At 68.2% G+C, this 26,624-nt stretch carries 24 protein-coding genes; 13 read left to right on the top strand and 11 right to left on the bottom strand.

Translation table 11 applies throughout. The features are described 5' to 3' along the window. Positions 1-63: 63 nt before the first annotated feature. A complete protein-coding gene (locus tag BLR41_RS12170) occupies positions 64-738 on the bottom strand; it encodes a Crp/Fnr family transcriptional regulator (protein WP_092628218.1) in 675 nt (224 codons plus the stop codon). Positions 739-834: 96 nt separating this feature from the next. Continuing rightward, the gene (locus BLR41_RS12165; RefSeq protein WP_019855884.1) at positions 835-1,089 is read right to left on the bottom strand and encodes a hypothetical protein; all 255 of its coding nucleotides are present in this window, start codon (positions 1,087-1,089) and stop codon (positions 835-837) included. Positions 1,090-1,289: 200 nt separating this feature from the next. Here BLR41_RS12165 and nth point away from each other — a divergent pair, with 200 nt between their 5' ends. From nth to BLR41_RS12145, 4 genes are all read left to right on the top strand, one after another. Continuing rightward, positions 1,290-2,141, top strand: coding sequence for an endonuclease III (gene nth / locus BLR41_RS12160; protein ID WP_245694091.1), 852 nt, complete (start codon positions 1,290-1,292; stop codon positions 2,139-2,141). Then, the gene (locus tag BLR41_RS12155; protein WP_092628216.1) at positions 2,138-2,791 is read left to right on the top strand and encodes a TlpA family protein disulfide reductase; all 654 of its coding nucleotides are present in this window, start codon (positions 2,138-2,140) and stop codon (positions 2,789-2,791) included. Before nth ends, BLR41_RS12155 begins: the two co-directional genes overlap by 4 nt. After that, complete coding sequence (locus BLR41_RS12150) at positions 2,788-3,498, top strand: NUDIX hydrolase (protein ID WP_092628214.1); 711 nt, start codon at positions 2,788-2,790, stop codon at positions 3,496-3,498. Before BLR41_RS12155 ends, BLR41_RS12150 begins: the two co-directional genes overlap by 4 nt. Before the next feature lie 217 nt (positions 3,499-3,715). After that, complete coding sequence (locus tag BLR41_RS12145) at positions 3,716-4,903, top strand: MarP family serine protease (RefSeq protein ID WP_092628213.1); 1,188 nt, start codon at positions 3,716-3,718, stop codon at positions 4,901-4,903. A gap of 84 nt (positions 4,904-4,987) precedes the next feature. Here the strand turns inward: BLR41_RS12145 and BLR41_RS12140 are convergent, their stop codons facing one another. From BLR41_RS12140 to acs, 3 genes are all read right to left on the bottom strand, one after another. Beyond that, positions 4,988-5,503: a phage holin family protein gene (locus BLR41_RS12140; RefSeq protein ID WP_092628372.1), complete on the bottom strand. Its 516-nt coding sequence runs from the start codon at positions 5,501-5,503 to the stop codon at positions 4,988-4,990. 299 nt (positions 5,504-5,802) lie between these two features. Then, a complete protein-coding gene (nhaA, locus tag BLR41_RS12135) occupies positions 5,803-7,026 on the bottom strand; it encodes a Na+/H+ antiporter NhaA (RefSeq protein ID WP_092628212.1) in 1,224 nt (407 codons plus the stop codon). Positions 7,027-7,685: 659 nt separating this feature from the next. Next, positions 7,686-9,668 carry an acetate--CoA ligase gene (acs, locus tag BLR41_RS12130; protein ID WP_092628211.1) on the bottom strand — a complete coding sequence of 661 codons (1,983 nt, stop codon included), beginning with the start codon at positions 9,666-9,668 and terminating at the stop codon, positions 7,686-7,688. Between the two features lie 563 nt (positions 9,669-10,231). On the opposite strand from acs, the gene BLR41_RS12125 reads away from it, so the two are divergent. The 4 genes from BLR41_RS12125 (at position 10,232) to BLR41_RS12110 (ending at position 13,808) form a co-directional block, all read left to right on the top strand. Beyond that, positions 10,232-10,795 carry a DUF1697 domain-containing protein gene (locus tag BLR41_RS12125; protein ID WP_092628210.1) on the top strand — a complete coding sequence of 188 codons (564 nt, stop codon included), beginning with the start codon at positions 10,232-10,234 and terminating at the stop codon, positions 10,793-10,795. 134 nt (positions 10,796-10,929) lie between these two features. Further along, positions 10,930-11,688: a Fic family protein gene (locus tag BLR41_RS12120; RefSeq protein WP_092628208.1), complete on the top strand. Its 759-nt coding sequence runs from the start codon at positions 10,930-10,932 to the stop codon at positions 11,686-11,688. Between the two features lie 43 nt (positions 11,689-11,731). Continuing rightward, the gene (locus tag BLR41_RS12115; protein WP_092628207.1) at positions 11,732-12,658 is read left to right on the top strand and encodes a nucleoside hydrolase; all 927 of its coding nucleotides are present in this window, start codon (positions 11,732-11,734) and stop codon (positions 12,656-12,658) included. A gap of 88 nt (positions 12,659-12,746) precedes the next feature. After that, a complete protein-coding gene (locus BLR41_RS12110; RefSeq protein ID WP_092628206.1) occupies positions 12,747-13,808 on the top strand; it encodes an oxidoreductase in 1,062 nt (353 codons plus the stop codon). Positions 13,809-14,087: 279 nt separating this feature from the next. On the opposite strand, the gene BLR41_RS22510 is transcribed toward BLR41_RS12110, so the two are convergent. Continuing rightward, positions 14,088-14,444 carry a hypothetical protein gene (locus tag BLR41_RS22510; RefSeq protein ID WP_143013063.1) on the bottom strand — a complete coding sequence of 119 codons (357 nt, stop codon included), beginning with the start codon at positions 14,442-14,444 and terminating at the stop codon, positions 14,088-14,090. A gap of 366 nt (positions 14,445-14,810) precedes the next feature. Between BLR41_RS22510 and BLR41_RS12105 the strand changes: the two genes are divergently transcribed. From BLR41_RS12105 to BLR41_RS12095, 3 genes are all read left to right on the top strand, one after another. Further along, on the top strand, positions 14,811-15,572 hold the full coding sequence (locus BLR41_RS12105; protein ID WP_245694107.1) for an ATP-binding cassette domain-containing protein: 762 nt from the start codon (positions 14,811-14,813) through the stop codon (positions 15,570-15,572). Next, positions 15,569-16,891, top strand: coding sequence for a hypothetical protein (locus BLR41_RS12100; RefSeq protein ID WP_092628202.1), 1,323 nt, complete (start codon positions 15,569-15,571; stop codon positions 16,889-16,891). Before BLR41_RS12105 ends, BLR41_RS12100 begins: the two co-directional genes overlap by 4 nt. 217 nt (positions 16,892-17,108) lie before the next feature. Then, positions 17,109-17,522 (top strand): hypothetical protein, encoded by a 414-nt coding sequence (locus BLR41_RS12095; protein ID WP_092628201.1) that lies wholly within the window; start codon positions 17,109-17,111, stop codon positions 17,520-17,522. Between the two features lie 242 nt (positions 17,523-17,764). Here the strand turns inward: BLR41_RS12095 and BLR41_RS12090 are convergent, their stop codons facing one another. The 3 genes from BLR41_RS12090 to BLR41_RS12080 all read right to left on the bottom strand — a co-directional run bounded on the left by BLR41_RS12090 (position 17,765) and on the right by BLR41_RS12080 (position 19,202). After that, the gene (locus tag BLR41_RS12090; protein WP_092628371.1) at positions 17,765-17,965 is read right to left on the bottom strand and encodes a DUF1059 domain-containing protein; all 201 of its coding nucleotides are present in this window, start codon (positions 17,963-17,965) and stop codon (positions 17,765-17,767) included. A 31-nt stretch (positions 17,966-17,996) separates the two neighbouring features. Further along, positions 17,997-18,482 (bottom strand): Dps family protein, encoded by a 486-nt coding sequence (locus BLR41_RS12085; protein ID WP_092628200.1) that lies wholly within the window; start codon positions 18,480-18,482, stop codon positions 17,997-17,999. Positions 18,483-18,635: 153 nt separating this feature from the next. Beyond that, positions 18,636-19,202: an NADPH-dependent FMN reductase gene (locus tag BLR41_RS12080; RefSeq protein WP_092628199.1), complete on the bottom strand. Its 567-nt coding sequence runs from the start codon at positions 19,200-19,202 to the stop codon at positions 18,636-18,638. A 258-nt stretch (positions 19,203-19,460) separates the two neighbouring features. Here BLR41_RS12080 and BLR41_RS12075 point away from each other — a divergent pair, with 258 nt between their 5' ends. Then, positions 19,461-20,543, top strand: coding sequence for an alpha/beta hydrolase (locus BLR41_RS12075; RefSeq protein ID WP_176797959.1), 1,083 nt, complete (start codon positions 19,461-19,463; stop codon positions 20,541-20,543). Positions 20,544-21,036: 493 nt separating this feature from the next. Here the strand turns inward: BLR41_RS12075 and BLR41_RS12070 are convergent, their stop codons facing one another. Then, positions 21,037-23,625, bottom strand: coding sequence for a helix-turn-helix transcriptional regulator (locus BLR41_RS12070; protein ID WP_245694089.1), 2,589 nt, complete (start codon positions 23,623-23,625; stop codon positions 21,037-21,039). A gap of 78 nt (positions 23,626-23,703) precedes the next feature. Beyond that, positions 23,704-25,176: an Hsp70 family protein gene (locus tag BLR41_RS12065; protein WP_143013062.1), complete on the bottom strand. Its 1,473-nt coding sequence runs from the start codon at positions 25,174-25,176 to the stop codon at positions 23,704-23,706. Between the two features lie 302 nt (positions 25,177-25,478). Here BLR41_RS12065 and BLR41_RS12060 point away from each other — a divergent pair, with 302 nt between their 5' ends. Further along, positions 25,479-26,438 (top strand): IniB N-terminal domain-containing protein, encoded by a 960-nt coding sequence (locus BLR41_RS12060; RefSeq protein WP_092628196.1) that lies wholly within the window; start codon positions 25,479-25,481, stop codon positions 26,436-26,438. Positions 26,439-26,624 lie beyond the last annotated feature (186 nt).

Here is a 26,624-nt window from a genome sequence, read left to right as displayed (position 1 = left end):
CGGTGTGTCGCGGACGCCGAGGGCGGCGTCGGTTATGCGAGGTCCCGCTCTCCGCTGACGGAATCAGCGGGCACGGCGCGCCAGCCGCTCGGGGTCGAGGATCAGCACGCTCTTGCCCTCGAGCCGCAGCCATCCGCGATGCGCGAAGTCCGCCAACGCCTTGTTGACGGTTTCCCTGGAAGCCCCGACGTACTGCGCGATCTCCTCCTGGGTCAGGTCGTGCGTGACCCGCAGCAGACCGGATTCCTGGCTGCCGAAACGTTGCGCGAGCTGCAACAACGCCTTGGCGACCCGGCCGGGTACGTCCGTGAAGATCAGATCCGCGAGCATACCGTTCGTCCGGCGCAGCCTACGGGCCACGACTCGGAGCAGCTGTTCGGCGATCTCCGGCCGAGTTCCGATCCACTGCCGCAGCGCACTGCGGTCCATGGTCAGCGCCCGCACATCGGTCACCGTCGTGGCGGTCGATGTCCGCGGCCCCGGATCGAAGATGGACAGCTCCCCGAACATGTCCGAGGGCCCCATGATCGCGAGCAGGTTCTCCCGGCCGTCCGGGGATTTCCTGCCCAGCTTGACCTTGCCGGACTGGAGGATGTAGAGGCGATCCCCCGGCTCCCCCTCGGCGAAAATCACGTGTCCCCGCGAGAACTCCACCGGTTCCAGCGATTGCGTAAGTGCCTCCGCGGCGGCCGGCTCCACACCCTGGAAGATACCGGCCCGCGACAGGGTCTCGTCCACCTCGTCCCTCCATGTTGAGACGCGGCGGCTGCTCTCGACACCGGCACCGTCACTCGAAGCGGTACCGATGTGTGCCGCCTATCACCACCGACCAGTCTACGACCGGTCACGCGAACGGCGGGTTCGTAGTCTGCCGGCGCGTCCCACCCTGCGAAGCTGGAACAGCTCCAGCGCACGTCCAATTCCCTGCCGGAACAGCGCCCGAACCTCGTCGGGCCGGGCGTTCTCCAGCAGCTCCTCCACCTCGTTCTCCTGCACCGCGACATGCCGAAGCCGGGCTTCGACACGCTCCATGAAGAGCGTGAAAAACATGATCACAAGCGGTACGACGATCACGAACCAGGCAGTCATTGTGACCCAATCTTCGCTCATACGTCGGTGCGATCCGCAACCGGGGTACTTGACAGCGGCCCCCGTCGGGGGGACAGCCCCCGGGCACACCCGAATCCATCCGGACCCACCCGAATCTATCGGGCCCCGGCATCACCGGACGCTCCCCTCCACCAACCGGTTGGAGGCTCTGCGGGACTCACGATCCGTAAGCTAGTGGGGTGTCCGAACCAGTTCCAGATCGCTCAGAGCACGACACCGAACCGAAGCGGAGGCGTAGCGGCGAGACCCGGCTCGGCCTGGTGCGACGGGCACGCAGAATCATGCGTGCGCTCGCCGACGCCTATCCGGACGCGCACTGCGAGCTGAACTTCGAGACGCCGCTGCAGCTGACGGTGGCCACCATCCTGTCGGCGCAGTGCACCGACAAACGCGTCAACGAAGTCACCCCCGGGCTGTTCACCCGCTACCCGACCGCCGCCGACTACGCCGGGGCCGACCGCACCGAGCTGGAGGAGCTGATCCGCCCCACCGGCTTCTACCGCAACAAGGCCAACTCGCTGCTGGGCCTGGGGGCCGCACTGGTTGAGCGGCACGACGGCGAGGTGCCCGCCACGTTGCCCGAGCTGGTCAAACTGCCGGGGATCGGCCGCAAGACCGCGAACGTGATCCTGGGCAACGCCTTCGACGTCCCCGGGCTGACGGTGGACACGCACTTCGGCAGGCTGGTTCGCCGCTGGGGTTGGACCACGGAGGAGGACCCGGTCAAGGTGGAGAGCGCGGTCGGCGAGCTCATCCCGCGGTCGGAGTGGACGATGCTCTCGCACCGGGTGATCTTCCACGGTCGACGGGTGTGCCACTCGCGCAAACCGGCCTGCGGCGCCTGCCTGCTGGCCAAGGACTGCCCCTCGTACGGCACGGGCCCCACCGATCCGGGGACGGCCGCCGAACTCGTGAGCGGTTCGGAAGCCGATCGGTTGCTGGAGCTCGCAGGGGTGACCACCGGTTCCCCGGCCGAGCCCACCACCGATGATCGGACCGACGAACCGGCCACACGGGAGTCGGCGGGATGAGTCCGGAGCGCTCGAAACGGTTCCGGTTCGGCAGCGAGCTCAGGTGGACCCTGATCGTGCTGACGGTGGCGACGCTGGCCGTGGTCGCGCTGTGGCCCCGCGACCGGGATCCGACCCGGCCGGAGAGCCCGGCACCCACCGGCACGAACCGAACCACAGGTGACCTCGCGGCCCTGCGCGCGGCCGCCGGGCTCCCCGGTTGCGAATCCACCGAGGGCGGCGAACCGCCTTCGCGGCTGCGAGGGGCCACGGGTAGCTGCCTGGGCGACGGTTCCCGGACCGACCTGGGTGAGCTGACGGCTTCGGGAACCACCCTGATCAACGTCTGGGCGAGCTGGTGCGCCCCGTGCCGCGAGGAACTGCCCGCGCTGCGGGACTACGCCGAGCGGCAGGACGAAGTGGGTGTGGTCGGTGTGCAGGTACGCAGCACTCCCGAGAGCGGACTGCGGCTGCTGCGCGAGCTCGACGTGCGACTGCCGATGATCCACGACGCGCGGGGAGAGCTCTCCCGTGGCCTGCGGGTGCCGAAACCGCTTCCCGCCAGCTACCTCGTCACACCTTCGGGAGAGGTCGAGCGAATGCCCGTCGAAGTGTTCGAGTCCGCGGACGAGGTCGCCTCGGCGGTACAGCAGAAACTGGAGGCTCGGTGAACGAGGAACACGGACCGCTGATCGACTCGAACGAGTTACCCGCCTGGCTGCGACCACTGGTGGAACGCACCGCCGAGGTGGACGCGAACTCCCTGGGGTGGCTGCGTCCACCCGATCGCGAGGCCGTCCGCCCCGCCGCGGTGCTGATCCTGTTCGGCGAGGAACCCGGGCGGGACGACGGTCCCGACGTGCTGCTGCTGCGCCGCGCGGAGAACCTGAACTCGCACCCCGGGCAGGTGGCCTTTCCCGGTGGGGCCACCGACGACGGGGACGAGGGTCCGGTGGACACCGCACTGCGGGAAGCGATCGAGGAGGTAGGCGTGCTGCCCTCGGGGATCACCCCGGTAGCGACGCTGCCCGAGCTCTATCTGGCGCACAGCGACTTCCGGGTGACTCCGGTACTGGCCCACTGGCACGATCCGGGTCCGGTCGAAGCGGTGGACCCCGCGGAAACGGCGGCCGTGGCACGCGTGCCGATCTCGATGCTGACCCGACCGAACAACCGGCTCAACGTCCGCATCGGCGGCAGGACCACCCCGGCTTTCCTCGTGCCCGGCATGCTGGTCTGGGGATTCACCGGCGGGCTGCTGGACGGGGTGCTCGACCTCGCGGGGTGGTCGCGGGAGTGGAACCGTGGCGACGTGCGGGAACTGAGCGAAGCCTGGCAGGCCGCTGTCGACATCGACGATCCCGGGTTCGGACAATGATCCCGGTGCCGGTCTGGGAACCTTGGTTCCTCCGCACGCCGAACCGGCGGCCGATTCGGCGCGTCACCGACGGTGGAGAGCACTTCGCATAGCGCTCCCGTGCCTCCCCGTCCCGCCGCGCCCGAGACGGCCACCGGGACCGGCCCAACCGGACCGGGCACGCGAACGGGACACGAAATCACAGCCAGCTTCCGAGGAACGAAAGCCGAGGTGACCGGTGAACTGGGTCGACTTGCTCGTGGTGGCGCTGGCGGTGCTGGCCGCCGCGTCCGGCGCGCGCCACGGCATGGTCACCGCGGCACTGTCGTTCCTCGGAGTACTCGCCGGTGCGATCGTCGGGGTGCGCTCGGCTCCGCTGCTGTTGGAACAGCTCGACAGCGCGGCTGCCCGAATCGGATTCGGGATCGGCATCGTCGTGCTGCTCGTGGCACTGGGCGAGACAGCGGGCATGTGGGCGGGCCACCAGCTTCGGGAGCGGATCACCGGACACCGGAGACTGATCGGCGTCGACAACACGCTGGGTGCCCTGCTGCAGGGGGTGGCGGTGTTCGTGGTCGCCTGGCTGGTGGCGCTGCCACTGACCTCGGCCTCTGCGCTGCCGGGGCTCGCGGGCAGCGTCAGCAGGTCGAGCGTGCTGCGCACCGTGGACTCGATGATGCCGGAGGCCGCGCGCGCACTGCCGTCCGAACTGCGGGAGGTGCTGGGGGTCAGCGGGTTCCCGGACGCGGTACAACCGTTCTCCCGCACACCGGTCGCACGCATCGAGGCCCCGGATCCGGCGCTGGCGCGCAGCGAGGTGGTGCGGGAGGTACGCCCCAGCATCGTCAAGATACGCGGCAGGGCCCCGGACTGCGGACGCGCACTGGAGGGAACCGGCTTCGTGGTGGCCCCGAACAGAGTGGTGACCAACGCCCACGTGGTCGCGGGGACCGACAGCGTGTTCGTGGAGATCGGTCGGGGGCGCTTCGCGGCCAACGTGGTGCTCTTCGACGAGGAGGAGGACGTGGCCGTGCTGTCCGTTCCCGACCTGAACGCGGAGCCGATGGAGTTCGTCTCACAGCCCGCGGACTCCGGTACGAACGTGATCGTGCTCGGTTACCCGCTGGACGGCCCCTACACCGCCGCGGCGGGCAGGGTCCGGGAACGGATCGACCTGCGCGGACCGAACATCTACGGCGACGACACGGTGACACGCGATGTGTACACCGTTCGTGCCCAGGTGCAGAGCGGCAACTCCGGAGGTCCACTCATCAACCCGGACGGTGAAGTGGTCGGTCTGGTGTTCGGCGCCGCGGTCGACGACCCGAATACCGGGTTCGCGCTGACCGCGTCCGAGGTAGCCGACGAGGTGGCAGCGGCGCCCACCCTGTCGTCGGAGGTGACGACGGGTGTTTGCACCGAGTGATCCGAAGGCCGCTCCGGGCCGGGAGGAGGGTCGCCCCACGTGTGTGCTCGCGTCCGGACGGGCACGGGCCACGCGCGGCGGACCTCACTCGGAAGGCCGGGCCCGCTCGGCGGAGTCCTGCGGGTGCCGGTGGCGCAGCTGCGCGCTCTCGCGCAACGAGTCCATGGTCCGCTTGGGGGCCGATATCTTGCGCACCCGCCGGTAGCCGAACAGGGCCAGCACGATGGCCACCAGCAGCATCACCAGGAACACGATGCCGAAGGAGGCCCAGCGCCACAGTCCGAGCGCGTGGAGCCCCTCGGCGAGCGTGAAGAACAGGAAAAAGCTGCTGAAGGCCAGCACCGTCAGCGCCAGGACGAAGTAGACACTGCCCTTGAGGGCCTTGCGGGCCTCACTCGAGATCTCGGCCTTGGCCAGCTCCAGCTCACCACGCACCAACGAGGACAAGTGCGTGGCGACGTCCCGCCCCAGGGCACCGATGGACTGCTCGCCTCCGGAACCGGTGCCCTCTTCGGACAGTGGAATCGAGGTCACGGCCGACTCGTCGGTGGTGCCGGCCCCGTCGTGTTGTTTGTTCTGGGAGCTGTTCACGCTCGTTATCGTGCCACGAGCGACCAACACCCACGCAGTGACGCGCCCCTGCCGGATCCACAGCGGTACTTTGCCCGGGCGGTTGCGTAGCCGTCACGTGAGTCGGCGCCTTGCTGTGTTGGGCCACTCTTGAGTAGCGACCTACGCGGCGAGCGGCCCGGCCTTGCGATGCATCCGACTCACGCACCGGAGACACGCACGCTGCGACCCGCACGGTCACTTCCCGACGGCGGTCTCCGGGGCGCGGCGATTTCGCGAGAAATCGACACCAGCACCGCCACGCGAAACGACTGGGAGAAACCAGAGGCTCAGGTCGTGTGCGTGGAGCTGTGCTGCTTGCGGAACACCAGCATCAACGTGGCGACGATCGAGGCGACCGCCGAGGCGATCAGCACGGCGGCCTTGGCCCGGTCGGCCGCGTCCCCCGTCAGCGAGAGATCGGCGATCAGCAGGCTGACGGTGAAACCGACACCACCCAGCATCGCCAGTGCGAACAGGTCACTCCAGGTGACTCCCTGCGGTGGACTGCCGAACCCGAGCTTGATGGCGACGAACGAGGTACCGAAGATCCCGAGCAGCTTGCCGACCACCAGACCGACCATGACCGCGATCGCGATCCGGTCCTGGAAGACGTTGCCGAGCGCGTCCAGCCCCACCGGAACACCGGCGGCGAACAGCGCGAACACGGGCACCACCAGGGCGGCCGACCACGGCTGCAACCGGTGTTCCAGCCGCATCGAGGGCGAGGCCTGTTCGTAGGGATCGGGGCGAACCCTGGTGAGCAGGCCGAGCGCCACACCGGCGATGGTGGCGTGCACTCCGCTGCTGTGCACCGCGACCCAGGTGCCCACCGCCAGCGGCACGTAGAGCCACGAGGTCCGGATACGGCGGTGCTGGGCGTACCAGTAACCGACGCAGAGCAGCACCGCCACCAGCAGCGCGATCAGATTCATCCCGCTGGTGAACAGCACCGCGATGACGATGATGGCGCCCAGGTCGTCCACCACGGCGAGGCTGAGCAGGAAGACGCGGGCGGTGGTGGGCATGGCCGAGGCGGTCAGCGAGAGCACCCCGAGCGCGAAAGCGATGTCGGTGGCCACCGGGATCGCCCAAGCCTGGGCGGCGCCGGGCGCACCGTATCCGATGGCGACGGCCAGCACGGCGGGCACGATCATGCCGCCGAGCGCGGCGAGTACCGGAAGCGTTGCCTTCTTGCGGTCGGCCAGATCCCCCAGGACCAACTCGCGCTTGAGCTCCAGCCCCGCCACGAAGAAGAAGATCGCCAGCAGACCGTCCTTGGCCCACTCCCCCACGGTGAGATCCAGGTGCAGGGAGTGCGGACCGATCGTGAAGTCGCGAACCGCCGCGTAAAGGTGCGATACGGGGGAGTTGGCGGCTATCAGCGCGATCACCGTGGCGGCGAGCATGAACATGCCACCGACGGTTTCGTTTCGCAGGTACGAACCGAAGTCGAATCCCCGAGCCTCCGGGGCGCCGGACCGTTGTGATCGGTTGCGCTGCGATTTCGCCACGGAGGTGCTCCTGAGATTGTTACGTCACGTACTCCACAATGACCGTTTTCCGGCTCGCCCCGCGGCTGAGCTTAACACGGGAGAACGTCCGCCCCGCCCCGTCGAGAGCGGCATGGCGACGCCGACGGGGCGGCGCGGGACGTGGGGGTTGTCAATCGGGGAAAAAGTTGTTAATCCACAACTGAAACCGCTGTGAACTGGGGTTTCGGTGGCTCACTCGGCCGCGCTCCCCGGGATCACCCGTTCGGGGGCAGGCGGGTACACATCCGGGATGTGAGAAAAATCGAGCGACATCCGGGAGCCCGCTCGCCGCGCTCAGCTGCCGGCGCGGCAGCGGCGGCGTCGATTTCCAACGCAATCGCCGCTCCACTGCGGCTGGGCACCCCTCCGGGCGTCGATTTCTCGCGAAATCGCCGGGCCGCTACGACGTGGGGCCGAACTCCCACCACTTCCGCGGCGCAAGCTCCAACCACTCACCCAGGCCGAACTCCAGCCGCCCTCGCAGGCGGCACCGCCGCGGGTTCTCCGGTGCGACTCTCGCGAGGAAGGCCCGACGTGGTGTAGTACCCACCCCATGTCGGGCCTCCCCGCAACGAGAGCCGTGCCAGAGGTTCCGCCACCAGCACCGCCCCGCGGACCGAGCGGATGCGGTCCCGCTGTCAGTCGTCGCTGCCGGAGTTCATCCCGGCACTGATCTGATCCATCACACTCGAATCGGCGAGTGTGGAGACGTCGCCGACCTCACGGTTCTCCGCCACGTCGCGCAACAGCCTGCGCATGATCTTGCCGGAGCGGGTCTTGGGCAGCTCGGAAACCACCATGATCTGCCGGGGTTTGGCGATGGGGCCGATCTCGTGCGCCACGTGATCCCGCAGGGTGGAGACGGCCGTGTCGCCGCCCGCGTCCTGGCCACTGCCACCGCGCAGGATGACGAACGCCACGATGCCCTGGCCGGTGGTGGCGTCCTCGGCGCCGACCACGGCGGCCTCGGCGACCGCGGGGTGCGAGACCAGGGCGGACTCGACCTCGGTGGTGGAGATGCGGTGGCCGGAGACGTTCATGACGTCGTCGACCCGGCCCAGCAGCCAGATGTCGCCGTCGCTGTCGTACTTGGCGCCGTCACCGGCGAAGTAGTAGCCCTGCTCGGCGAACCGCGCCCAGTAGGTGTCCTTGAAGCGCTGGTCGTCGCCCCAGATACCGCGCAGCATCCCGGGCCAGGGCTTGTCGAGCACCAGCAGCCCGCCTTCTCCCTTGCCGACCGGCGTGCCGCTCTCGTCGACCACGGTGGCCGACAGTCCGGGCAGCGGCTGCTGCGCGGAACCGGGTTTGGCCGAGGTCACACCGGGAAGCGGTGAGATCATGATGCCGCCGGTCTCGGTCTGCCACCAGGTGTCCACTATGGGCGTGCGGCCGTTCCCGATGTGCTCGCGGAACCAGGTCCACGCCTCGGGGTTGATCGGTTCGCCCACGGTTCCGAGCACCCGCAGGGTGGACAGATCGTACTGGGCGGGGATCTCGGCTCCCCACTTCATGAAGGTACGGATCAGGGTCGGGGCCGTGTAGTAGGTGGTCACCCCGTACTTCTGCACGATCTCCCAGTGCCTGCCCTCGTGCGGGCTGTTGGGGGTGCCCTCGTAGATGACCTGACTGGCGCCGTTGGCCAACGGCCCGTAGACGATGTACGTGTGCCCGGTGACCCAGCCGATGTCGGCGGTGCACCAGTACACATCGGATTCCGGCTTGAGGTCGAACACCGCGTTGTGGGTGTAGGCGGCCTGGGTCAGGTATCCACCCGAGGTGTGCAGGATGCCCTTGGGCTTTCCGGTGGTGCCCGAGGTGTAGAGGATGAACAGCGGGTGTTCGGAGTCGAACGACTCGGGTGTGTGCGTCGCGCTCTGCCGGTCGACCACGTCGTGCCACCAGAGGTCCCGGTCGGCGTCCCAGCCGACCTCGCTCGCGGTGCGGCGCACGACCAGCACGTGCTCGACGCTGGGGGTGCCGGTGACGGCCTCGTCGACGTTGGCCTTCAGCGGCGTCGCCGAACCGCGCCGGAACTGCCCGTCGCAGGTGATGACCACTTTGGCCTCGGCGTCGTTGATCCGGCTGCGCAACGCCTCCGAGGAGAACCCGCCGAAGACGACGCTGTGCAGGGCACCGAGCCGGGCGCAGGCGAGCATGGCGAACACTGCCTCGGGCAGCATCGGCAGGTAGATCGCGACGCGGTCCCCCGAGCCGACCCCGAGTTCGGTCAGCGCGTTGGCTGTCCTGGAGACCTCGTCGCGCAGCTCGGAGTAGGTGATCCTGCGCGAGTCGCCGGGTTCGCCCTCCCAGTAGATCGCCACGCGGTCGCCGTTGCCCGCTTCGACGTGCCGGTCCACGCAGTTGTGGGCCACGTTGAGCCTGCCGCCGGCGAACCACTTCGCGAAGGGCGCGTTCGACCAGTCCAGCACCTGGTCCCACTCGGAGTCCCACTGTAAGCGACGGGCCTGCTCCGCCCAGAAGCCCAGCCGATCCTCGGCTGCGCGGTCGTAGAGTTCGGCGGTGACGTTCGCCTGCGCCGCGAAGTCCGCTGCGGGCGGGAACGTCCTGTTCTCCTCGAGCAGATTGTCCAACGTGTTGCTCTGCCCGTCGGGCTGACTCATCGGTGTCGAACCTCCGTGGCTGCTGCTACAGCTCTGTCTGTAACCGAACCGTAGTGGGATTCGGCTTACTTCGATAGAGGGAATCTCGCAAAGGTTGAGACCAATTTGCCCGGGGGATCCAGTCTCCCCGGAGACGTGCCTCGAAAGATCGGGGCGGCATCGCTTCCGCGAGTCGATGCTAAGCCGCGCGAATGCGAAACGCACTACCTATTCGCACGTGAACGGCATCGATCCTCCGCTGTCGCCACGATTCTGGCCGCTCTGCCGGCAGCTGTGAATACCCCGCACGAGTAGCGCCCGAGCGCGTGATCTCGCTCGGGCGAGCCACGCGCGGCGAACCGGAACGCCGCGAAACGGACATCACCGAGCGCTACATGATCACCCGAAACAATTACCCACGTTCAGGCGAGTATGCCCGGAAGAGAGCAGCAAGAAAACACTGCTCGTGCACTGCTCTCGCGCCCTGTTCGAACTTTTCCGCTCCGACTCCCGGGGCCGAAGTCCGATGGCTCCGCGGAGCTCGAACCCCCGCCCAAGTCGGCCCCGCGGGATACGTTACGAACATGAGCACCAACGGAACGGAAGCCCGCTACGTCGCCCTGTTTCGCGGGGTGAACGTCGGCGGGCGGACCAGGGTGGACATGGCGGGGCTGCGGGAGCTCGCCCGGGAACTGGGCTTGGCGGAAGTACGCAGCCACCTCAACAGCGGCAATCTCGTGTTCAGCCACGACTCGGGCGACGAATCGGCCCTGGGCGAACTGCTGGAGCACGGCATCGAACGGCGGTTCGGCATCAACGTGTCGTGCCTGGTTCGCGAAGCGGGCTATCTGCGGGAAGTCGCGGCGGGCAATCCCTTCCCCGAGGCCGCGGGTCACGGCAAGCTGCTGCACGCGAGCTTCCTGTCCCGGCGACTTCCGGAGGAGCGGACCACCACGCTCGACCCGGCGGGATTCCACCCCGAGCGGTTCCGACTCGGCGACCGGGTGATCTACATGTACCTGCCGGACGGCATCGGCAGATCCGGACTCGCCGCCGCCCTGAGCCGGCCGGCCGTGCTGGGGGACACCGTCGCGACCACCCGGAACTGGAACACGGTGTCGAAGCTGCTCGAACTGGTGGGCTCGTAGCGCGCGACAGTGCACGGACCCGTTCGTCGGGGAAACCCGTGCCGGGGAGGAAGTCCTCGCGGCGAGCGGCCGCTGGTGAGCAGCGGCACGGAGGGGTACGGCTTCATCCGAACGGACGGGTAGCGTCTGGACCCGTGAACGCGCAGGAATCGCTACGCCCGCTGGTGGGGCTCCCCGGTGTGTCGGAGGCGGTCGACGCGGCGAGGGCCGCGATCGACGAGGTCCACGAACACCCGACGAACCGTCGGGGCTGGGCGACCACGGCTGCGGAGGCCTCGGTACGTGCGGCACGTGCCTCGGCGGCGGTGGCCGGGGGAGCCACCGAGATCCCGGAAGGCGGCGAGGTCACCGATCCGCTGCTGGCGGGCTCACTGCGGGTGGCGGAAGCCCTGGGGCCGCTGTTGTCGACCTGGCAACGCGCCCCGCTGCAGGCGTTGGCCCGGCTGCACGTGCTGGCCGCGGCCGATCTCGTGGGGGCGGACGAGCAGGAACGCCTCGGACGTCCGCGCGCCGACCCGGAGGTGTCGAGCCGACTCGATCTGCTGGCCAGGATGATCACCGAGCTCGGCGGGCAGGCGCAGGGCACCGTGCCCGGCCCGGTGCAGGCCGCCGTGGTGCACGGGGAACTGCTGGCACTGGCCCCCTTCGGTGAGGTCGACGGGGTGATCGCGCGAGCGGCGGCACGCCTGACCGTGATCGGCAGCGGCCTGGATCCGAAGGGGCTCGTCGTCCCGGAAGTGACCCATTTCCGCAGGCAGCAGGAGTACGCTTCGGCCGCGGCGGGATTCACTTCGGGCGAGAGCGATGGTGTGGCGGCCTGGATCGTGTACTGCTGCCGCTCGTTGGAGACCGGCTCCAAGGAGGCGAAGTCGATCGCCGACTCCGTCGGGTGAACCGCGGTGACGAAGTCGTACCAGGAGACGAAGGGTTGCGAGGTTGAAACGGATCCTGCTGGACTGCGATCCCGGCATCGACGACGCGCTGGCCATAGCGCTGGCGCACGGTTCGCCCGAGCTGGAGGTCGTGGGGATAACCACGGTGGCGGGCAACGTGGGGCTGGAGCGAACCACGCCGAACGCGCTGAGCCTGACCGAGTTCTACGGCATGGACGTGCCGGTGGCTCGCGGCGCCGACCGCCCACTGCTGCGCGCTCCGGACACGGCCTCCACCGTGCACGGCGCCACCGGTCTGGGCGACGTGGTGCTGCCCACGGCGAAGGCCGAGCCGGATACGCGGCACGCGGTGGACTTCATCATCGACACGGTCGCGGCCTCCCCCGGGGAGATCAGCCTGGTGGCGGTGGGGCCGCTGACCAACGTCGCACTCGCGCTGCGCAAGGAACCCCGGCTGGCCGAGTGGGTGCGAGAGTTCGTCGTGATGGGTGGTTCCTACACGCGTGGCAACCTCACCCCGGCGGCCGAGTTCAACATCGGGGCCGACCCGGAGGCGGCGGGCGTGGTCTTCGACGCGCCGTGGGAGCCGGTGATGTTCGGGCTCGACCTGACGCACCAGGCGAGGGCGACGTCCGAGGTCAGGCAGCGCTTCGTCGGGCTGGGGAAGTTGCAGGAGGAACTGCTCTCCCCCTGTCTGGACTTCTACGGCAGCAATCGGCAGTACCGGGACGAGGGACCGGCCATCCACGACGCGTGCGCGGTGGCGCACGTGATCGCGCCGGAACTGTTCACCACGGTGCGGGCCCGGGTGGACGTGGAGACCTCCGGTCGGTTCACCTCGGGAATGACGGTCACCGACTTCGCCCCGGAGGCCGAGCACAACGCGCTGGTGGCCACCGCGCTCCAGCAGCGTGCCTTCTGGGACCTGCTCACCGAGGCCTTCGAACGCGTGGCGAGCTCGATGCCGTGAGGCCGGAACGGCCTGAGCCCGGCGCGGTTCGGGAGTGACGAGGGCGACGTAGCGGAATACTCCGTTCCGCCACGGTGTCCCAACAGTCGTGAGCATGCTGTTCGAACCGATCAAGTTCCGCGACATCGACATCAGGAACCGCGCCTGGGTCGCCCCCATGTGTCAGTACTCGGCCACCGAAGGCGTCCCGGACGACTGGCACCTGGTCCATCTGGGGCAGTTCGCCACCGGAGGGGCCGGGCTGGTGCTGAGCGAGGCCACGGCCGTGGTCCCGGAAGGCAGGATCAGCCCCGCCGACACCGGGCTGTACAACGACGAACAGGTCGCCGCGTGGCGCAGGATCACCGACTTCCTGCGTGCGCAGGGCGCCACGCCGGGCGTGCAGCTGGCCCACGCGGGCCGCAAGGCCTCGGCGAACGCTCCCTGGAACGGCGACGACGCCGTCCCCGAAACCGAGGGCGGCTGGCCGACGGTGAGTTCCACCGGCCGGGCGTTCGGGGAGCTGGCCGCGCCGCGCGCGCTGCGCACCGAGGAGGTCGCGGCGTTGCCCGCCGACTTCGCCGCCGCGGCCCGGCGGGCCGACGAGGCGGGCTTCGACGTGGTCGAGCTGCACTTCGCGCACGGCTACCTGGTGCACCAGTTCTGCTCCCCGCTGGCCAACGACCGCACCGACGAGTACGGCGGCGACTTCGAGGGCAGGACGCGACTGGCGCTGGAGATCGCCGAGGCGGTGCGCGCGGTGTGGCCCGCGGGCAAGCCACTGTTCGTGCGGCTCTCGGCGACCGACTGGGTCGAGGGCGGCTGGACCGGCGACGACTCGGTGCGGCTGGCCGAGCTGCTGGCCGAGCACGGCGTGGACCTGATCGACGCGTCCTCCGGCGGAATCGAACCCGGGGTGTCCATCCCGGTCGGTCCCGGCTTCCAGGTGCCTTACGCGCGCCGGATACGGCAGGAGGCGGAGATCTCCACCGGGGCTGTGGGGATGATCACTTCCCCGGAGCAGGCCGAGGAGATCGTGGCCTCCGGCTCGGCCGACGCGGTGCTGCTGGCTCGCGAGCTACTGCGCAACCCGCACTGGCCGCTGCACGCGGCCGACCGGTTGCGGGCCGCCTCGCCCTGGCCGAAGCAGTACGAGCGGGCGGCGCGCTGACCGTCGCCCACTGAACGGAGATCTCATACATTCGGCGCGTTCCTCGCAGGGAGCGCGCTGAATGCCCCGCAATACGGCCTCACCCCATGCTGTCGGGGACGCGATCACGCCCTCGCCCTGAATATAGTGACTTCGGGCGAAGTGAACACGGCATGTCAACTATCGCCCTACCCCACTGCTCACACCACGAGCAGCGAAAAACCACCATGTACACACATCCTCATTTCCCCGCAAAAAATGACGAAAATCACTTATTTATTGATCCAATAAGAGTAATTATCAGTAATTTTTCTTAATTTTGTTGATCTCCAAAGCCAGAGTTGATACAAATATATCGACCAAACGAAGAAAACTGTAACCTTGGGGTTTACTTTTCTTCTGGTCACATCGAGAAGAACAGGGCTTTAGGAGAACAATGCTCAGGAAAATCGCAGCCGTCGCCTGCATTACGGCAAGCGTAGCCGCAGGAGGAGCAGCACTCGCCGCTCCCGCCTGGTCAGATACCTCTTCCAGCCAGAGGGCGGCCTGCGGACTGGCCGCTGACGTTCCCAGCTTCGACAACATAGGGCTTTTCGCGCAAGCCAGGCGGGGACCGAGTTGCCCGAGGGCCGTAAACGTAACCATCAGGTTAAACAAGGACGTTCCTCTGTGGCCCGACAACACACTCGCCGAAAAAACGCAGCGTTTGACGAACACTGCCGGATTAAGAGCACACGGCGTGTGCGAGGAGTCCGATATGTCCTACTATTCGTACACCTTCACGAATAGCGGACAGGAAACCGAAGGAACCCACAAGGCAGTCTGCTGACCTGCCCGTTTCAATATCGATCAGACGAAACGTGTAACCATCAAAACTCAACAGAAAACAATCCAGGTATCCATGAAATAAGAAATTATTCGTGAGTACTGGGGAAACACCCCGGCGGATATGATTGCTGTCCTCGTGGCAGACTCGGACCGCCGGGGTGATCAACGGATTCAAAGGGGCTGTACCGCTTGGACGTGGAGCTGGACCGGGTGACTTTCCGGTACGGACGGCACACCGCGTTGCACGACGTCTCGTGGACCTTCGGGAAGGGAGTCAACGGCTTACTGGGGCCGAACGGCGCCGGTAAAACAACTTTGCTCTCGCTGCTCACCACCGTTTCCCTTCCCTCCGAGGGACGAATACTGCTGAGCGGGAACGACTTGGGCACCTCGCAGGGCCGCAGGGCAGCACGAAAACTGCTCGGTTACGTTCCCCAGCGGTTCTCGCTCGCCTCCGAGATGCGGACCCGTGACACGGTCGCCTACGCGGGATGGATCAACGGTCTGTCCGACGCGGAATGTCTGCCCGCCGCAGAACGCGCTCTGGAATCGGTATCGCTGTCCGAATACGCGCGCCTACGGGTACGAAAGCTCTCCGGCGGCCAACGGCAACGCCTCGGTCTCGCGGCCGCTCTGGTACACGATCCATCCGTCCTGGTGCTGGACGAACCCACAGTGGGCCTGGATCCAGGGCAGCGACTACGTCTGCGGGAACTGCTCGGCGAACTCGGCGAGCAACGAACCGTCCTGCTGTCCAGCCATCTGCTCGAGGACATCGCGCAACTGTGCGGGACCGTCGCGGTTCTCGCCGCGGGACGCCTCGCGTTCGCGGGCGGTAACGAGGAGTTCCACGGACTCCTGGAAGCCAACGCCCCGGAGTCGACCTCGTCGGCATTGGGTTCCCCGTTCGAACGGGCCTACGACACACTGGTGAACAGCCTGGGGGTGGCCGAATGATCCGCCCCTCCCGCTGGCCACTGGGTTCGCTGCCGCTACTGCTGCCTGCGATATCGATCACCCTGGCGGTGTTCTCACAAACATTGGAAATGTTCTCCTGGCCTTACCAGGTGTGGGCGCGCACCTCGCAGCAATTCGTCTCCGAACCGTTGATCTTCGCGGTACCGCTCAGCGCCGCTGCCGCGGCCTACGCCGCGGGACGTCTGACCGGACCGGATCGGATCACCAATCTGGCGAGCTCGCTCCGCAGCGGCTCACCGATCGCGATCCGCCAGCTCGGTTTGCTCGGTGGTGTTTTCACCGGCAGCTACGCATTGGGCATGTTCCCGCTCGTGGTGCTGACGATCCTGACAGCTCATGCGGGAGGTCCTGGCCCGCTCCCAGTACTCACCGGCCTGTTGAGCGTGTTCACCGCCACAGCGGTCGGGTACTTCGCCGGAGTGCTGGCGACCACAGCGTGGGTCAGCCCGTTGATATTGGTGCTCGGTTTTCTGGCGATCCAGCTCAACATGGCCAGCTCGGGTAATTTCCGCGCGATCGTTCCGGTCACTTACGACGGGGCGGGAGTGGGACAGACGCCCAACCTGTCCGTCGTCGGCTACCGTGTGGCGTTCATGTTGTTGGTCACGACCGCAACAAGCCTCATGGCCTCCCGCGCCCTGGCACGCTCACGACGATGGAAGATCCCGTCCTGGAGCACCGGGGGAATGATCGTGCTGCTGCTCGCGATGTTGCTGGCGCCGCTCGGTACTGATCCCCGGCTCGCCGAAGCCGCTTCCGAACCACCACGAACCTGCCGGACCGAGGCGGGGGTCCGCTTCTGCGTGCATCAGGCTCATCAGCCGGAGCTCGACGAATTGATCGCTGCCGCTGAACCGGTCTATCAGGCCTACGGCAGCGTACCCACGCACGGTGAACAAGTCTGGGACAGTGCGCTGTTGGGCGGCTCGCAGGCTGATTCGAGACCCGATGGCATCGTCGGTGTCGGAATCCGAGTCCGCACTGATATGACCGGCTCTACGAGAACCCTGCAACGGCAGGTCGGTTACGGGCTGGCCGGTTCCCCCGCCTGCGCGGCTCGGTTCCCCGAACGTTCCCAGCCCGGCATGGTTCGTACCGTGCTCGAATCCCGACACCCGGCGGACATCGCCACTGAGCTGTCCTACTGGCTGGCGGGCCGGGCCGAACGGACGAGCGGCTTGCGCCCGAGGATCTCCGACATTCCGGCTTTCGACACTGCCTCGAAGCAGGAGGTCCGAACCTGGCTCGCCACTCACGAACGGCGAATCACCGAATGCGCACTGGACAGCAGACCATGACGACATTACGGCTTGTTCTGCTCGCGCGACGGATACCTATGCTCCTGCTGCTCGTCGTCGCCGTAACAGGCGTGTCGTATGCGTTCTACCGCACTGCCATCAATGTCGATCTCGGTGTGAATCCGTTCGCCCGCCCGCACAAGATCCCCACTCCTGAACTGATCGCCGTGGTCACAGGCGTACTGGCGAGCGCGATACTGCGACCACGCTGTTGGGAGTGGGAGCGGCTGGGGGAATCAGGGTCAGACTGCTCGCCGTCGTACTGGCCGCGACGGCCATCGCGCTGCCGGTGCTACCCGCACTTGTCGGAAAGCACACGATGCCCACCGGAGTCGACCTCTGGTGGATACTGCCGAACACGCTCACGATGGGCGGGTTCACGCTGTTGCTGTCGGCGTTGCTGGGACCTCCGCTCGGCGGGGCTGTGAGTATCGCCGGATACTTCGGCCTGGCGCTCACCGACAATCTGTTCACCGACGTCGAACCATATCTTCCCCTGGCGATGTACCCGGCGCAGCACGGAAAGTGGGTTCCAGTGCTGTGTCTGGTCCCCGTCGCGTTGGTCGCGCACTTCGTAACCCGAGGGCTCAGCTCCTGGGCATACCGACTCGAGCGCAACAGCGGAGCGTAAGTGGGCATCACGAGCGGGCGGCGCGCTGACGCCCACCCCACCGACCGGACACCGGCACGATGCCGGACGCCGCCGTGTACATTTCGCGCGAAATGTACACGGCGGAGCCACGTGGAACCGGGTGGTGGCGTCGCGGGCGCGGGAGCTCCGCACGGCCACGCCACCGCCCGTCCCCTACCGGACCCGTGCGGGATTCCGGCCCCTCCCCAGGGGTGTTCGCGGGCACGGCACCGCTCCGAACCTCAGCCGGTAGCGGTGGAACTCCGCTCGTCCTTGAGCGAACCGCGAATCATCTCGCGGAGATCCTCGGTGTCCTCGTGGCCGTGTACCGAGACCGCGTGCTCGGCCGCGGCCCGCACCACCTCGTGCTCCTCACCGGTGATCGTCAGCGTGCAGTTCGCGACGCTGGGGGTTTCCCTGCAGTCGGCGATCTTTCGCACCATCATCGCCTCCACGCACGATGTGTAACGGAAATCAACTATCCGAGAGCTTGGCCTGCCACATCCAGTGGGCCTCCTCCAACTTGGCGGCGATCGAGATCAGCAGATCCTGGGTGACCTGATCGGTCTTGTCGGTCTCGTCGATCCGCGCGCGCAACCGCCTGATCAGCTTCCCGAGGATCTCGACGGTCGCCACGATCACGTCGCGATCCTGGCGCCACCCCGAGTCGAACTCGGGCACACCCGAGCTCTCGGCCACGGTGCCCGCCCGCGCGTCGGGTGGGACCCCGATCGTCGCCGCGCGTTCGGCGACGCTGTCGGCGAAGTCCCTGGCGTTGCTGACCAGCTCGTCCAGCTGCAGGTGAACACTGCGGAAATCGCTGCCCACCACGTTCCAATGCGCCTGTTTGGCAACCAGATGCAGGTCGACGAGGTCAACCAGGGTGGCCTGGAGAGACTTGGCGGTGATATCGCGCTCGGAATCGGCCAACGGACTGGTGATCGGACCCTTCTCGGCCATTTCGTCGTACCTCCTCTTAGCCCCCGGTGCGACATCGGATGTGGGGGGCTGTGGAAGGCATACCCGCAGGTTCCCGCTCCGAAACGGCTCGTGAAGCCTTCGGCGGGATCGGCGCACGGAACCGTGGACCGGCGTGAGCCAGTGCCCCTGGAATCAGTGCCCGTGCCAGTTTCCCAGCGCGAACTCCGCCACCTGCACTCCGATGGTGTGCAGTGTCGAGGCGACCTTGGCATCGGCACACTCCCCACCGGGCCCGAGCCCGGTCTCGGCGGAGTTCACGGCCGCCCCCAACGGGGTCGGCCACCCCCGCAGCGCGTGGGCCACCGAACGTAACGCCTGCAACGTGGTCACGGTCGCCTGCCAGCCGTGCGCGATACCGACGCAGCCGACGGCACGTCCCTGCAGATACGGGCGCTCGTCCTCGCGCAGGTCCTCCGCGTAGTCGAGTGCGTTCTTCACCAGCCCGGAAACGGTGCCGTGATAGCCGGGAGAAGCGAGCACCACCCCGTCGGCACCGCGGAGAGCTCGCACCAGCGTCCGGGCGTTGGCGGTCCGTTCCGACACCGAGGTGTCGAAGAACGGCATGATCAGCTCGTCGCCGGTTATGACCTGCACCTTGGCACCACTGTCCCTGGCGCCCGCCAACACGGCCTGCAGGGCACGTTCGGATTGCGAGTCGGCTCGGACCGAACCACCGATCCCCACTACGGTCACAGCCATCGACACAATCCTTCCTCACCCGCACGGGTGCACAGCCCGCCCCCGTGAATCACACGATCGATTACCTGATGTCACCACATTGGCAAGCAGCCTCACACGATCGGTCGCCCCTCCAGGGAGCGACCAGCCCCGCAACGGTAAAAGTTGAAGTCCGCTCGAGGTCAATTGTCCACCGCGTGTCTCGCACCACGCACTACCCATCGGTAGCCTCCGCGTAGTGCACGTCACACAGTAACGGTCCCGTGGAAAGGTCCAGCCGTGTCCAAGGTTCTCGAAGCCATCCCCGCCTCGGCACAACGCCGTGCCCAGTCAGCCGTGCTGCTGAGCCTGCTCCGACTGCCGCGCCCGCTGCTGCGGCGGATCGCCGGGCCGCCCACGCGGGTCGACGGCCAGGAGCTGGCGCTGGAGGTACAAGCACTGCTGCGGCTGCAGGCCCTGGCCGGCCAGGAGCGCATGGCCGCCGACACCCCGGAGAAGGCCCGCGCGGGGATGGCGCAGGGCATCGAGGTCGTACGCGGCGCGGGGGTTACCGGGGTGCAGGTGAGCAAACGCACCGTGTCCGCGGGCTCGGGAGAACTGCCCGCCAGGCTGTACCGCCCGGAGGGCCGCACCGAGCCGAGCACGTTGCTCGTCTTCTACCACGGCGGCGGTTGGGTGGTTGGCGATCTCGACACCCACGACGAGCTGTGCCGGTTCCTCGCCAAGCACGCCGACATCAGGGTGCTCTCGGTGGACTACCGACTGGCGCCCGAGCACCCCTTCCCCGCGGCGGCCGAGGACGCGATCGACGCGTACCAGTACGTGCTGGATAACGCCGAGGACCTCGGTTCCAGCGCCGACTCGATCGCGGTGGGCGGGGACAGCGCGGGAGGCAATCTCGCGGCCGTGGTCTCGCAGCACGCCACCGCGAACGGACTCAAGAGCCCCGTGCTGCAACTGCTGCTGTATCCGGCCACGGACGCGAGCACCCGGCGCCGCTCCCGCGAGCTGTTCGGGAACGGCTTCCTGCTCACCGACGGGGACATGGACTGGTTCATGGACATGTACCAGCCCGAAGTCTCCGCGCGGAGCGACCAGCGGCTCTCGGTGCTGCGCAACGAGGATCTCACCGGGCTGGCACCCACGGTGCTGATCACGGCGGGCTTCGATCCGCTGCGGGACGAGGGCGAGGAGTACGGCAGGCGGCTGTCCGAGGCCGGTGTGCCGGTCATCGCCCGTAGGTTCCCCGACCTCATCCACGGTTTCGCGAACCTGTTCGGAGCCAGCGCCCGGCTGCGGGAGGCGATGTTCGAGATCGTAGGAGAGCTGCGAGCCGGCCTCTCCCTCCACTCTGGAAGGTAGATGCCCGAGGGCAGCGTAGCTAGTCGCTTGGCGGAACCTCTCGCGGACTCTCGCTGCGGGTCCGGAGACATCGAGTAGGTACTACGCCACGTCTCCGGCGTCCTCGCGAGAGCACCACGAGAGAACCCGCTGTTGGTCGGGCTGCGTGCGTGGCCGCAAGCGGCTCGCGCCGCTTGTTGGCGCAGCCGGGGCTCTCGGTCCGGCCGGGATCGTCGGTTGCGGGACAGTGTGCGGCGCACCGGGATCCCGCGCGCAGGTCGCTCGTGGTGCCGTGAGGGATGAATCCCACCGGGCCGAAGAACGAAAAGCACGTGCGAGCGGCGGGAGCCGCTCGCCACCACGCCCGCCCACCGGCACCGCCGCGGGTTCTCCCGTGCGGCTCTCGCGAGGAAGGCCCGACGTTGTGTAGTAACTACCCGATGTCGGGCCTCCCGGAGCGAGAGCCGTGCGCGAGGTTCCGCCAAGCGACCGACTACGCCACCCGGGAGACCAATCACCTCAGCAAGGAGCGGAGCTTCTCCAGGAGTTGCTGCCTGTCGGCGCAGTCCAGCCGCTGCTTGATCCGGCCGATGTGGTGTTCCACCGTTTTCGCCGAGATGAACAGCCGCTGGCCGACCTGCTTGTAGGTCATCCCGCCGAGCACCAGTTCGGCCACTTCTCGTTCCCTGTCGCTGAGCAGTTGCGTCTCATCGGCCGCCGCGCCGAGGTCCCCACCGGTTCCGCTCGACTGCCGCTGCGAACGGTTCCCCTTGCCGCTCAGCCCACGCGCGCATTCCAGCAGGGCGGGCATCGCGTTCCGGTCGGTGGTGCGGATCGCCGCCTGTCCGGCCAGTCCGGCGCCGTCCCAGGCGAGTCCCACCGCGTGCAACGTCCGTGCCGCGCCTTCCACCTCGGTCGGGTCCACCTCGTTCTCGAGCACGCGCAGCCACACCCCTCCCGCCGCTGCCAGCGCGGCGGCGAGCTGGTTGTGCCGCGCCATCCGGTCGAGAACGGCGGCGTGTTCGGCCGCCCGGTCGTACTCCTCGACCACGATGGCGGCCTGCATCTCGCGCCAGCGCAGCGGAGCCGCCCACAGTGGGGGTTCGCCGAGCGCCGCCAGCAGCTCGTGTGCCTGGCGCAGCTGCGGCAGCAGCCAGTCGCCGTCCCGCAACCGCGCGGTGGCCACGGCGAGTTCGCCCAGCGGAAGCAGTGCGAACAGGTCCACCGGGTGTTCGGCCGTCGCCCGGCGTGCCCTGGTGCGTGCCTCCCCCAACGCCGCCATGTCGTTGTCGCGGCTCGCGATACCCGCCTCGATCGCCACCGCGTGCAGCCGATCACGCGGGCTGAGTTCCTCCACCTCGGACAGCAGTGCCGCGAGCTCACGCTTGGCCACCGTGGTGTCGCCCCGCAACAGCGGCAACCAGATGGCGAGCAAGCGATGCCTGGTGCGGAACAGCGGCCCGCCGCTGTCGGCCGTGACGGCCCGCCGCAGCACCGAGTCGGCGAGATCGGGTTCCCCGCCGTGCAGCGCGACCGTGGCCGCGACGGCTGCCGGGGTGTCCGGGGTGAGCAGGGACGCCCCGACGGGTTCGGCGAGCGAGGCGGCTCGCACCAGTGTGTTCAGTGCTTCCGAAGCCGCGCCGTCGACCGACTCGTGCAGGCCGGAGGCGAGCTGGGTGCTCGCCCCGGCCACCGAGGTGGGTGGTTCCTCGACCCCGGTACGCAGCAGTTCGACGGCTTCGTCGAGTCTGCCCGTGCAGAGGAGTCCGAGCACGGCGCAGGAACTGTCCCCCGGCCAGCGGACGTGGCGGGCGGACCAGCGGCACAGCTCCGCGGCTCGTTCGGGCAGCCCGCGGTGTGTCAGTACCGCCGCCGCCACCTGGATCGCGGTCGCCCGGTCGGAAGCGGTCTCGTCGGCTATCACCCGGTCTGCGAGGCGCAGCGCCTCGTCGAATCGTCCGGCCAGCGCGACCGCCCACGCCTTGCGGGCGGTGACCGAGGACGCGGGCAGACCGGTGCTCACGGCCGCGTCGAACATCCGCACCGCCACTTCCGGGGACTCGCCCACTTCCGAGGACCGGCTCAGCGCCTGGCCGCCCGCCGCGTCGAAGGCGGCTGCCAGCGTGTCATCGCACGGCAGCACGGACTCGGTTCCCAGCAGCGGCCGCAGTAACGGCAGCACCGGCCCGCCGCGGTCCAGCCGGACCCGCAGCAGCACGCGCAGCACCGCCAGTCGTTGTTGCCAGTCGGTCAGCGCCAGCACGGCACGGGCGACCATGGGCGGGGGTGTGTCGGTGTCGTCCAGCAGACCCGCGGAACGCAGTGCCGCCAAGGCGGTGGTGATCTCGGGGGATTCCGCGTCGAGCACGGTGGCCAGCAGCGCGGGATGTGGTTCGGCGCCGATTGCGAGCGCGGTGAGGCAGCCACGCGCGGTTCGATCCAGCGCGGACAGTTCGTGGTCGAATCTGTCCAGGGCGGTCCGGGGCAGGCGCTCGGTACCACCAGCGGCGAGTTCGCGCGGTTCCAGCGTTTCCATCGCGCGCCCCACCAGGGCCGGGACGCCGCCGGTGAACATCCGCAGCCGCTGTGCCGTCTCGGTGTCGCCCGGGGCCGTGGAGACCCCGCGGAGCGCTTCGGAGATCTCGGGGACGCCGAGCTCGGACAGCTCCACGAGCGGCCTGCCAGTGGCGAAGCGTGCGCAGAGCCGCGCCAGTTCCTCCGGGAAGGGCCAGGGGCGGCAGGCCAGGATCACGCGTACCGGCCCCGCGGCGGCCAGGGCCTCCACTTCCCGCAGCGTGGCGGCGGACAGCAGGTGGGCGTCGTCGAGCAGCAGCGCGGCGGCGCCGGAACGGATTTCCGCCGGGTCGAACTCGGCGGACTCGCGCACCGCGGTACCCGCTTCGCGGTAGGTGTGGGCGAGCAGGTTCAGCAGGCTCGTCTTACCGTAGCCGCCGGGAGCGCGCACCACCGCGGTGAGGGGTTTGTTCGGGTTGGCGGCTATCTCCTGCCGCAGGCGCGTGGCCTCGCGGTGCGGTGCGACCTCCCGTAACCGGGCTGCTGAACCGGTGTCCGGCGCGGGCCGTGTGGCGCTGGGGTGATTCACGAGCGGTCCCAATCGGTGAGCGGTGTTCGGTGGGCGCGGCGGCACGGGTTCGCCCTGGGCAGGCCGGATTTCGGCCCCTCACGGCGAGCCGAGTAACGCGGGCTGTTGCCCGCCGAATCCCTGTACGAAGGTCATTACCAACCCGAGAATGATCAAAATTGCCGCGAGCGACAATTTGACGATTTTAAACACTTTCCGTTTCGGGGGAGGTTCGATGTGCATCGGTTCGACTTCCACCGGCGGCCGGAGCGGCCGGGCCGAACGGTCCGGAGCGGACTCGGCCCCGTCCCCTTCTCGCTCGTCCAGCAGGTCGTAGCCGTACTCGACGGCCTCCTCCTCGATGGAGTCGTCCACGCGCAGCAGCACACTGGTCTCGGCTCGCGCGGCGGCGAGGTCGGTGACCGCGGAGAGCACCTCGGCCGCACGGCACGCCGCTCCGCGTGCCGCCACCAGCTCGGGGAAACCGTCGACGCGGACCGGGACCGCTTCGGCGTCCTTGCCCGACAGTTGCTCCCGGAGGCGCTGTTGCACCAGCTCGCGCAGCAGCGGGGTGCGTGCCGGACCACCGGCCAGCACCACCGCTTCCGGCTCTCCCGGGCTGAGGGAGGCGGACTGCACCGCCTGCGAGAGCTTCTCGGGAAGCAGCTCCAGGTGCGGCCGGGCGAGCTGCTCGTAGCGTACCCGCGCGAGCAGGATCTCCCGGGAGAACCGGGGCAGTACCACGCTCACCCCAGCAGTGTCCCTGGTGGACAGTTCCTCCCTGGCGCGGGTGCATTCCTCCCGTATCCGAGCGGCTGCCGCGCGGTTGCGGGGATCGGTGGGGTCCAGTTCGGACAGCGCTCCGCCCAGTTCGTCGCGTAGCTGCCCGACGATCAGGTCGTCGAGATCACGGCCCGCGGGGCGGGGGCCGTGCACCGTGACGCCGCGAAGTTCCAGCTCGGCACCGTGCTCACCCACCCCCTCGTCCTTCCGGTGTGATTCGCGTCTGCGCAGCACAGTGGCATCGGCACCGCTGCCGCCCACGTTTCCGACGACTATCGACGCGCCCGCGGCTACCGGCTGTCTGGCGATGTAGTCGGTGGCCACCGCGAGCGGTTCCGACAGCAGGGTCACATCGGTGAGGCCGAGTTCGGCCAGCGCACGGCGCAGCAGGTGGGTCCGGTGCGTTCCCCAGGTGGCGCTGTGCGACACGGCGATGTGCTCGGCGGGGCCACCGTGCTTGCTCGCCACTTGGTCGGCCACCCACTCCACCATGCCCGCGGCCAGGCGATGGGCGGCCACGAGTTCACCTCCGAGCGGCAGCGGGGTGTCCTCACCGAGTTCCGCGACGAACTCGGTACTCACCCATTCGGGATATTCGGCTGCTCTGCTCGCGGCGGCCTCGCCCGCCAGCCGGGAGCCGTCCGGCAACCGACCCAGTGCGGTGGGGACCACCGCACGGGAGTGACCCAACGGGAACGGCGCGGCGGGTGCCCACTGTCCCCCGTCACGCGCGACGACTGCCGCCGAGGTACTGGTCGCGCCCAGGTGAACCCCGAGAACGTAAGGCATGCCATCCCTTCCGGCCTACCTGGTTGGACTTGCTTTGCCACAGGGCGATCGAGCGGGGTTCGTCAGGTAAGCCCGCCGGTCCAACTTAGCGCGGACTCGATCACGCAAAGATGTGACCCGCTCCATTGATCCCCTAACGGGTGACACATCAAAGTCCCCCTAACAGGTTCATCAATAACTAGGAGTGGCTCCCGATGGGTGGGGGCCGTCAGCCGCGTAACTTCTTCAATCAGGAGCGGGGACACCGATTCCCTCGCCCGGCTTGAGAAGACCTACGGCTTGAGTTCAGGAGAACGCCAGTGATGCCGAACGCACAGCCGGAGCAGGCCGACGGGCGAGACGGTGCCCGGTTATCCACATCGGGGACGGACGCTCGAACAACGGCCACGCCGGAACAACCGACACTGCAGGAATTCCTGACACGTCTGGTCGGCAATCCGGAAGCGCGTTCGGCTTTCGAAGCCGATCCGCGTGGCGCGATGGAGAGCGCCGGCCTCGGAGAACTGAACGCGAAACAGGTGCTGCAAGCCTCGTCGTTGGTGCTGGACTACGCACCCGCCGAGCTCGTGACCGACTACGGACGCACGGTGCAACCCGGCATCGACACGTTCGCCGCGAGCACGCAGCACGTCGCGATCAACCAACTCGATCCCGCACAAGTTCCAGAGCCGCAGGAAGCGACGGATACGAACATGAGCCTGTTGGACAACGACAACTCCGCGAGCCCGAACTACTCCTCCGGCGGCGACGCCGACAGGGAGATGGAGCAGAACAACGAGACCAACGTCGACATCGACAACCAGGACTCGCAGAACCTGGTCAACGTGCACGATGTCGTCAGCGGCAACGACGTAGCCAGCGGCAACGAGGTCGCGGGCAACGCGGTCGGCGCCGTGGGTAACACCGTCGGCGCGGTCGGCAACACGGTCGGCGGCGTGAACAACACCGTCGACAACACGGTGGACACCGTGGGCGGCACCGCCAACGGCGCGGTCGGCGAGGTGACCGACACAGTGGACGGCACCGTGGACACCGGTGTCGACGTGGCCGTGGGCGCCGCCGACACCGCGGTGGGCACCGCGGGCGACCTCCCGGTCGACGACGTGACGAGCACGGTCGAGGGCGTGGCCGGTGGCGCCACCGGCGCCGAGGACGCCGCGGGCACCCTGGACGGCGCGACCGGTGCCGTCGGCGGCACCGTGGGCCAGGCCGAGGACGTCGTCGGGGGCGTCACCTCGGACCTGCCGCTCGACCTGCTGTGACACGCCGGCGCCGCTGACCACGGCGCCCGTGTGACACGACGGCACTGCCGTTGAACGTGCTCTTAGCTGAGCGGGCGGACACGCCGGGATCCGTATGCCCCTCTCTCCACGGATCCCGGCGGCTCGATCGCCGTCGCGGCCGCGCTTCGCGACGGTGATTCCGCACGCACATCCCTACCGGCCGAC

The sequence above is a fragment of the Actinopolyspora mzabensis genome (assembly GCF_900101095.1).
GTDB lineage: Bacteria > Actinomycetota > Actinomycetes > Mycobacteriales > Pseudonocardiaceae > Actinopolyspora > Actinopolyspora mzabensis.
Note: the sequence above shows the minus strand (reverse complement) of the source record. Positions and strands in the feature narration are given on the sequence as shown.

Bases quoted from the DNA above. Each gene is read 5' to 3' on its own strand.
- BLR41_RS12165 (WP_019855884.1), bottom strand. From the start codon at position 1,089: ATGACTGCCTGGTTCGTGATCGTCGTACCGCTTGTGATCATGTTTTTC.
- BLR41_RS12155 (WP_092628216.1), top strand. From the start codon at position 2,138: ATGAGTCCGGAGCGCTCGAAACGGTTCCGGTTCGGCAGCGAGCTCAGG.
- acs (WP_092628211.1), bottom strand. From the start codon at position 9,668: ATGAGTCAGCCCGACGGGCAGAGCAACACGTTGGACAATCTGCTCGAG.
- BLR41_RS12125 (WP_092628210.1), top strand. From the start codon at position 10,232: ATGAGCACCAACGGAACGGAAGCCCGCTACGTCGCCCTGTTTCGCGGG.
- BLR41_RS12100 (WP_092628202.1), top strand. From the start codon at position 15,569: ATGATCCGCCCCTCCCGCTGGCCACTGGGTTCGCTGCCGCTACTGCTG.
- BLR41_RS12090 (WP_092628371.1), bottom strand. From the start codon at position 17,965: ATGGTGCGAAAGATCGCCGACTGCAGGGAAACCCCCAGCGTCGCGAAC.
- BLR41_RS12085 (WP_092628200.1), bottom strand. From the start codon at position 18,482: ATGGCCGAGAAGGGTCCGATCACCAGTCCGTTGGCCGATTCCGAGCGC.
- BLR41_RS12080 (WP_092628199.1), bottom strand. From the start codon at position 19,202: ATGGCTGTGACCGTAGTGGGGATCGGTGGTTCGGTCCGAGCCGACTCG.
- BLR41_RS12065 (WP_143013062.1), bottom strand. From the start codon at position 25,176: ATGCCTTACGTTCTCGGGGTTCACCTGGGCGCGACCAGTACCTCGGCG.
- BLR41_RS12060 (WP_092628196.1), top strand. From the start codon at position 25,479: ATGCCGAACGCACAGCCGGAGCAGGCCGACGGGCGAGACGGTGCCCGG.